Below are 6,467 nucleotides of genomic sequence, written 5' to 3' on the forward strand. Positions count from 1 at the left end.
ACTCAGAGCAGGTCTCAGCGCGGCTGGTTCCCCGGTAGCGAGGGGTCGCGCTGCCAGATCCACAGCAGCACGATGCCTATCGCCGACAGCGTGGCCGACGCATAGAAGGCACCGACTGTTGCGCCGACGAGCCACGCAGTCACGCCGAGGATCGGCCCGCCGATCCCCGCCGACAGCTCGAAGAACATGGTGAAGGTGCTCACGGCGCGGGCGCGTTCGTTGGGCGGCACACCGTCAACGGCCGCCAGCATCAACGATGGGTACAGCAGAGATCCGCCGAGCGCCATGATCACCACACCCGCGTAGAGGCCGAGCGGTGTCACGAAGGTGCCCATCACCACCATGCCGGCTGATGCGCCGATGAGCGCAAGGGTTGCCGTGCGCTTGGTGCCCATGGTGTCGGGCAGTTTCCGCCCGACGACTCGCAGCACCAGCACGAGCAGCCCGTACACCGCGAACACCGGGCCGATGTCGCCGAGGTCGCGCTCGGTGGCGAGCTTGGGAAGGAAGCCGTACAACGCCGGGAAGATGATGATGCCCATGGCGAGGATGGTCCCCGGCCATAGTGCCGACCTGTAGAAGATCCGGCCGGCGTTCGAGGTCGTCTTCGCGCTCTGCTCTGCGTGCTCGCTGGCAGCCAGCGGCTGCGGGTTGCCGCCGTCCCGCTGGGCGACGAGCTCGAATACCAGCGGGCGCGCCGCCTGCACGAGGCGAGCCTGCGCGCTTCCGAGAGGGCGTTGCGGCACACCGTTCGCACGATCAGCGGCAACTGGTGGAGCGGGGGCTGCCAAGCCCGGCACATCGGGGGGCAGCCAGATGCCAACGAGCGCTGCGCCGGCCATCAGCAAGCCCGCAGCAACGAAGGCGGTGTCGAAACCGTCGAGCGGGAGCGACGAGTCTCCCCAGGCTTTCGTGGCCTCGCCCATCCAGGGCCCGAGGGCCATGCCGAGATAGATGGAGACCGAGAACCAATTCAGGGCCTCGCCCCGGCGATCTTCGGGGGCCAAGTCGCTCACCATCGCTGCGCTGCCGACGAAGAAGGCGCCCTGGAACCCCCCGATCAGCAGCCTCATGACCAGGATGACTGCGTACGTGTCAGCCCAGACATGGCCGAAAATGGTCAGGGCGGTCAGGAAACAGCCCGACACCACGAGAAACCGGCGTCCCCGCTCGTCGCCGAGCCGGCCGATGGCCGGCCGAGCTGCGATGGCGGTGACCGCAAAGACGCTGATGGCGAACCCCACCGCAACGTCTCCGCCACCGGTCTGCTCGGTGACCAGCCGCGAGATCAGGGGCAGGAGCGCCGAGAACGACACTGCCGAGAGCAGCGCGCTGAGGTTCAGGACGAGGAACGGAACGCTGAACAGGCGCGACGGCTCGCCAAGGGGCGGCGCAGCGACTGGCGTCGCCGGGATCGTCGTCTGGGACATAGGGCGATGGCCTCGTTCACGCTCTGCCCGGAATTCAATGCGGGCGAGCGGGTTCCGGTACGCCATGCTAGGGGTGATGCCCCAGACGCCGCCGGGAGATTTCGGCCGATGAGCGACGTGCCGACCGTCGTGCGCGGGGCCTGCCATCACGACTGCCCTGACACGTGCGCCTGGGAGGTGACGGTCCGCGAGGGCGTGGCAGTAAATCTGCGAGGCGATCCGTCCCACCCGTTCACCGACGGCCAGCTCTGCCCCAAGGTGAATCCCTTCCTCGACCGCGTCTATCACCCCGACCGGCTGCTGCGGCCGCTCCGGCGAACCGGGCCCAAGGGCGAGGGCCGGTTCGAGCCGATCGGCTGGGATGCCGCGATCGCTGAGATCGCCGAGCGGATCGGCACTGCCGTCTCGCAGCGCGGCGGTGAGACGGTGCTGCCGTACTCGCTCGACGGCACTCAGGGGCTCGTGCAGAAAGGTGTGCTGGCCGATCGGTTCTTCGCAGCGCTCGGGGCTACGCAGCTGAACCGGCACATCTGCGGTGTGACCGCCTGGCATGGCGCCGCCGACGTGCTCGGCATGCCGCTCGGAGCGGACCCCACCGAGATTGCGAGCGCCCGCACCATCGTGCTGTGGGGCACCAACACACTGCTCACCAACCGCCACCTGTGGCCCTATGTGGAGGAGGCGCATCGCAACGGCGCCAGCGTCATCGTCGTCGACCCGGTCTCGACAATGACTGCTCGACGGTCCGACTGGCATGTCCAGCCGCGCCCCGGCACCGACGTCGCGCTCGTGCTGGGAATCATCGGAGTGCTGGACCGCGATGACCTCATCGACCCCGAACGTCTGAGCGCAACAACGTCGGGCTGGCCCGAACTGCGAGCCGAAGCGAGAGCGCTCGGCCTCGACGGTGCCACTTCGATCACCGGTATCGAGAGCGCCGACATCGTCTCGCTGGCCCATCGCATCGCACATCACCAACCCGCGGTGTTGCGTGCGCTCATCGGTATGGAACACCGCGAGCACGGCCAGGACATCCACCGAGCCGTTGCAGCCCTGGCCGCCGTGTCGGGCTCGGGGTACATGCGCTCCACGCAGGTCTATTTCGACACGGCGCTCGCGGACATCGTGCCACCGCCGGGGCCGCAGCGTGTCGTCAACATGTCGGCCCTCGGCGAGGTGCTCACCGACCCCGACCTGGAGCCGCCGGTCACGGTGCTGATGAACTACGGCTGCAACCCTGCTGCCATCACGCCGGACCAGAACCGGGTGGTCGCCGGTCTTGAACGCGACGACCTGTTCACGGTGGTGATCGAGCAGTTCATGACCGACACGGCTCGCTATGCCGACATCGTGCTGCCTACCACCACCCAGATCGAGCATCTCGACCTGATGAACGCGTGGGGCCACCTCTACGTGTCGCTGAACCTGCCGGCGATCGAGCCGCTCGGCGAGTGCATGCCGAACACCGAGATCTTCCGCCGGCTGGCCAGCGCACTGTCGCTCGACGCATCCGGACTTGCCGACAGCGATGAGCAGATAGCGCGAGACTTGCTGGCGAGCGGTCACCCCTGGCTCGACGGCATCACCTACGAACGGCTCCAGCGCGACGGCTGGGCACGGCTGGCAGTGCCTCCGGGTTGGTCGGCGCTCGAAGAGCGGGAGGTTCCCCTTCCGCCGTCCTCGGATGGTGGTGGGCTCGGGATCGCCCGCAAACGTCAGCTCGGCCCGATGCGGCTCGGAGCTTTGCAGTACCGGCCCGCCACTGAGTCCGCCAACGGCAGTGCCGAACTCGCAGAGCGCTACCCGCTCGCGCTCATGTCGCTCAAGCAGCACCAGCGATTCCTCAACAGCCACTACGGCGGGTTCGAGCACCACCTGCCCGATCCGCCTCAACCGCAGCTCGAGATCCGGCCGCATTTCACGACACCCTCGTCGAGGTGGAGCCTGCCCCGGGCACACGGCAAACAGCCGATGGCCCATCGTCGTAGCCTGCAACGGCGATGAACGTCGCTGAGCTGCTCGAGCGATTCCCTCGCGACGACGCCGTCGTGCTTGTCGATCGCTCAGCCACGCCGCCCGAGCAGGTCACCGCATCTGCCCTGCGCGAACGGGCGCTGCGCTGCGGGACAGGTCTCGCCGCCCGCGGCCTGGCACCGTTTACCCGCATCGGCTTGCTCGCTGCGAACTGCGGCCAGTACTACGACGTGATGTTCGGAGCACCTGCGGCGGGGCTGGTGTTCGTGCCGCTCAACACCCGGCTTCCCGCCGAGACGCAGGCGTACATCCTCGAGGACGCCCACGTGCAGCTCGTTATCTCCGATGCTGAGCACGCGCCGCTGGTGCCGCCGGACATGCCGCACATCGTCATCGGCACCGCCGAATGGGACGACTTGGTGGCTCATGAGCCGCTGAGCGAAGCAGCCGCCGTTGACGACAACGACATCGCGGTGCAGATCTACACCTCGGGTTCGACAGGGCGGCCCAAGGGCGTGCTGCTGACCCACCGCAACGTCACCTTTACCGTCCTTGAATACGGCGCGGCAATGCCAGGCGAGGTGATGCTGGTCTCGGCCCCGCTGTACCACAAGAACGCCTCGATGTCGTCCAAGCTGGCGTTCGCGAACGGGGGCACCGTGGTGCTCCTTGGCGGATTCACCGCTTCGGGCTACATCGAGGCGATCACCGAGCACCGTGTGACGATGTGCTCGGGCGTGCCGACGATGTTCGCTCTGGTCACGGCCGAGATCGCCTCCCGCGTCGCAGCAAGCCATGAGATTCCCGACCTGTCCTCGGTGCAGCGTGCCTTCATCGGCTCAGCACCGCTCACCGAGGCCCTCTACGACGACGTGCAGCGGCTGCTCCCTCAGGCCGTCGTCTCCAACGGTTACGGCACCACCGAAGCGGTGCTGGAATTCGGACCCCACCCCGAGGGCAAGCCGAGGCCCAAGATCTCCGTGGGTCATCAGCACCCGAAAGTGGAGCTGCGGCTGGTCGACCCCGACACCGGCGAGGACTCCGACGCCGGCGAGCTGTGGGTGCGCTCGCCCGGCGTCATGACCGGCTACCACAACCTGCCCGACGTCACGGCCGAGCGCCTCACCGACGGCTGGTACCACACGGGCGACCTCATGACCCGCGACGAAGACGGCTGGTACTACTTCGTGGGCCGTGTGGACGACATGTTCGTGTGCGCCGGCGAGAACATCTACCCCGACGCCGTCGAGCAGATGCTCGAAAAGCACCCTGGAGTGCACCAGGCCGTGGTGGTGCCGGTGCCCGACGAGCTGAAGGGCCAGCTGCCGGCTGCCTTCGTGCGTGCCGAGCCCGGCCACTCGCTCACGGCCGACGAGGTCAAGCAGCACGCGCTCGCCAATGGCCCTGCTTATGCGCACCCTCGCCACGTCTGGATCGTCGACGAGATCCCGCTGGCCTCGACGGCGAAGATCGACCGCAACGGTCTCGTCGCCCGCGCCAGTGAGCTGGTGAAAGCTGACTCCCCCTGAACAGCGACCACAGCGCCACGGATGGCTCAGCGGACGACGTCGCGCCGCCCCGCACACCGGAGCATCGCCCCGTGCCATCGGGCCTGACTTCGAGGCCTCGCACGCTGGGTCGCAGTGCTCTACGGCTCGCAAAGGAGACTCGACAGGATTGGGCTCAGCACCGCATCGCCGGACTCTCTGCAGAGATCGCGTTCTTCGCCCTCTTAGGACTGTTCCCGGCGGTCATCGTCTTCGCTGCGCTGCTGGGCTCACTCGATGTCTTGATCGGCCAGAGCGCGGCATCCGGCACTGAGGATTGGCTGCTCGGGCAGATCAGCAACACGTTCGGCGACCAGAACACTCTTGACGCCACCGTCGCGGACCTGTTTGACCGCTCCGATGCTCGCGTGGTCACCGTCGGCATTGCCGTCGCCGCCTATGCCGCGTCGAGAGGCTTCATCGCTGTGGTGCGTGCGCTGAACGTCTGCCGCGGGCACCAGGGCACTCGCAGCTGGCTGTCAACCCGGCTGGTGGGATTCGCCCTGACGTTGTTCACCCTGATGGTGGCCGTGGCAGTGGCAGCCATGGTGGTCATCGGGCCGCTGTTCGGCAGCGGTTCCGAGCTGGCGGATCGACTGGGTGCGGGGAGCTCATTCAGCACGGCATGGGACTGGCTTCGCTGGCCGCTCGTCGTCATCGCCGTGGTCGCCTGGGCGGCCACTGTGTACCGGATCGCGCCGCTCCACAAGCTGCGATGGCGGCGTGAAGTTCCCGGCGCGCTGCTGGCGACCGCATGGTGGCTCGCTGTCTCGGGAGGCTTCGGCGCCTACCTCAGCCTGGCGTCAGGCGGCGTCAACGCGATCTTCGGCTTGCTGGGAGGCGCCATCAGCCTGCTGCTGTGGCTCTACCTGCTCGCAATGGGATTGCTCGCCGGCGCCGAGCTGAACAGCCTCCTCGACCGCCACCGCCCGCTTCGTAGCCTCAGAGCATGCCCGTCTACCGAGACTTCTCAGGACTGACGATTGCAGAGGCACTGGATCAGCTGGCTGACCAGAAGGACCAGCCTGAAGTAAGGCATTTGACCCTGTACGAGATCCGGCTGGTGCGCGCCGCTGCGGAACTCCTGCGCGAGCGTGATGACCGAACACCAGTGCCCATCGAGTGACTCTGCGGCTGTCCCGGGTTGATCGCGAGGGCGTAGGCGGAGTCACCTGCCGCGTGTAGCCCGCGGCGTCCGGGCCTCTACAAGCAGGCACCCGGTTGCGGGTTGCCCCGCGGCCCTCAGCGTGGGGGCGCTCGCGGGCCAGTTCGGCCGTCAGTGTGTTGGCCGCTGGTGTTGTCAGCCGGCGTGCCAGGTGGTTGTAGTTCGTAGTAGCCGGGGTTGGCCGGCTGGCCGTGTCTGGTGGTGTGACCGGGGTGCCATCGAGCAATGAAGCCGTGTTGGTGGATCTTGTCGTTGAGGTGTTTCTGACTCTTCGCGACAGTTTGCCGGTTGTTTCAAGCAGCATCGGCGTGCTGGCGGTGGTGTCTGGTTGGTCATGGTAGTGGTCGGTGT

5 protein-coding genes are annotated in these 6,467 nt (G+C 67.3%); 4 read left to right on the top strand and 1 reads right to left on the bottom strand.

Features of this window, described 5'->3' with window-relative positions; genetic code table 11:
* Window positions 1-14: 14 nt before the first annotated feature.
* Window positions 15-1,430 (bottom strand): MFS transporter, encoded by a 1,416-nt coding sequence (locus VI480_RS02830; protein WP_323671302.1) that lies wholly within the window; start codon window positions 1,428-1,430, stop codon window positions 15-17.
* Between the two features lie 108 nt (window positions 1,431-1,538).
* Between VI480_RS02830 and VI480_RS02835 the strand changes: the two genes are divergently transcribed.
* From VI480_RS02835 to VI480_RS02850, 4 genes are all read left to right on the top strand, one after another.
* A complete protein-coding gene (locus tag VI480_RS02835; protein ID WP_323671303.1) occupies window positions 1,539-3,434 on the top strand; it encodes a molybdopterin-dependent oxidoreductase in 1,896 nt (631 codons plus the stop codon).
* Window positions 3,431-4,933 (top strand): class I adenylate-forming enzyme family protein, encoded by a 1,503-nt coding sequence (locus VI480_RS02840; protein WP_323671304.1) that lies wholly within the window; start codon window positions 3,431-3,433, stop codon window positions 4,931-4,933. The genes VI480_RS02835 and VI480_RS02840 overlap by 4 nt, the downstream gene beginning before the upstream one ends.
* 71 nt (window positions 4,934-5,004) lie before the next feature.
* Window positions 5,005-5,931, top strand: a complete 927-nt coding sequence (locus tag VI480_RS02845; protein WP_323671305.1) for a YihY/virulence factor BrkB family protein — start codon at window positions 5,005-5,007, stop codon at window positions 5,929-5,931.
* Window positions 5,901-6,077 (top strand): hypothetical protein, encoded by a 177-nt coding sequence (locus VI480_RS02850; RefSeq protein WP_323671306.1) that lies wholly within the window; start codon window positions 5,901-5,903, stop codon window positions 6,075-6,077. Before VI480_RS02845 ends, VI480_RS02850 begins: the two co-directional genes overlap by 31 nt.
* The last annotated feature ends 390 nt before the right edge of the window (window positions 6,078-6,467 follow it).

Origin of the sequence: Candidatus Poriferisodalis multihospitum, from assembly GCF_028283155.1 — a bacterium.
Taxonomy (GTDB): domain Bacteria; phylum Actinomycetota; class Acidimicrobiia; order Acidimicrobiales; family Poriferisodalaceae; genus Poriferisodalis; species Poriferisodalis multihospitum.

Bases quoted from the DNA above. Each gene is read 5' to 3' on its own strand.
- VI480_RS02835 (WP_323671303.1), top strand. From the start codon at position 1,539: ATGAGCGACGTGCCGACCGTCGTGCGCGGGGCCTGCCATCACGACTGC.
- VI480_RS02850 (WP_323671306.1), top strand. From the start codon at position 5,901: ATGCCCGTCTACCGAGACTTCTCAGGACTGACGATTGCAGAGGCACTG.
- VI480_RS02840 (WP_323671304.1), top strand. From the start codon at position 3,431: ATGAACGTCGCTGAGCTGCTCGAGCGATTCCCTCGCGACGACGCCGTC.
- VI480_RS02830 (WP_323671302.1), bottom strand. From the start codon at position 1,430: ATGTCCCAGACGACGATCCCGGCGACGCCAGTCGCTGCGCCGCCCCTT.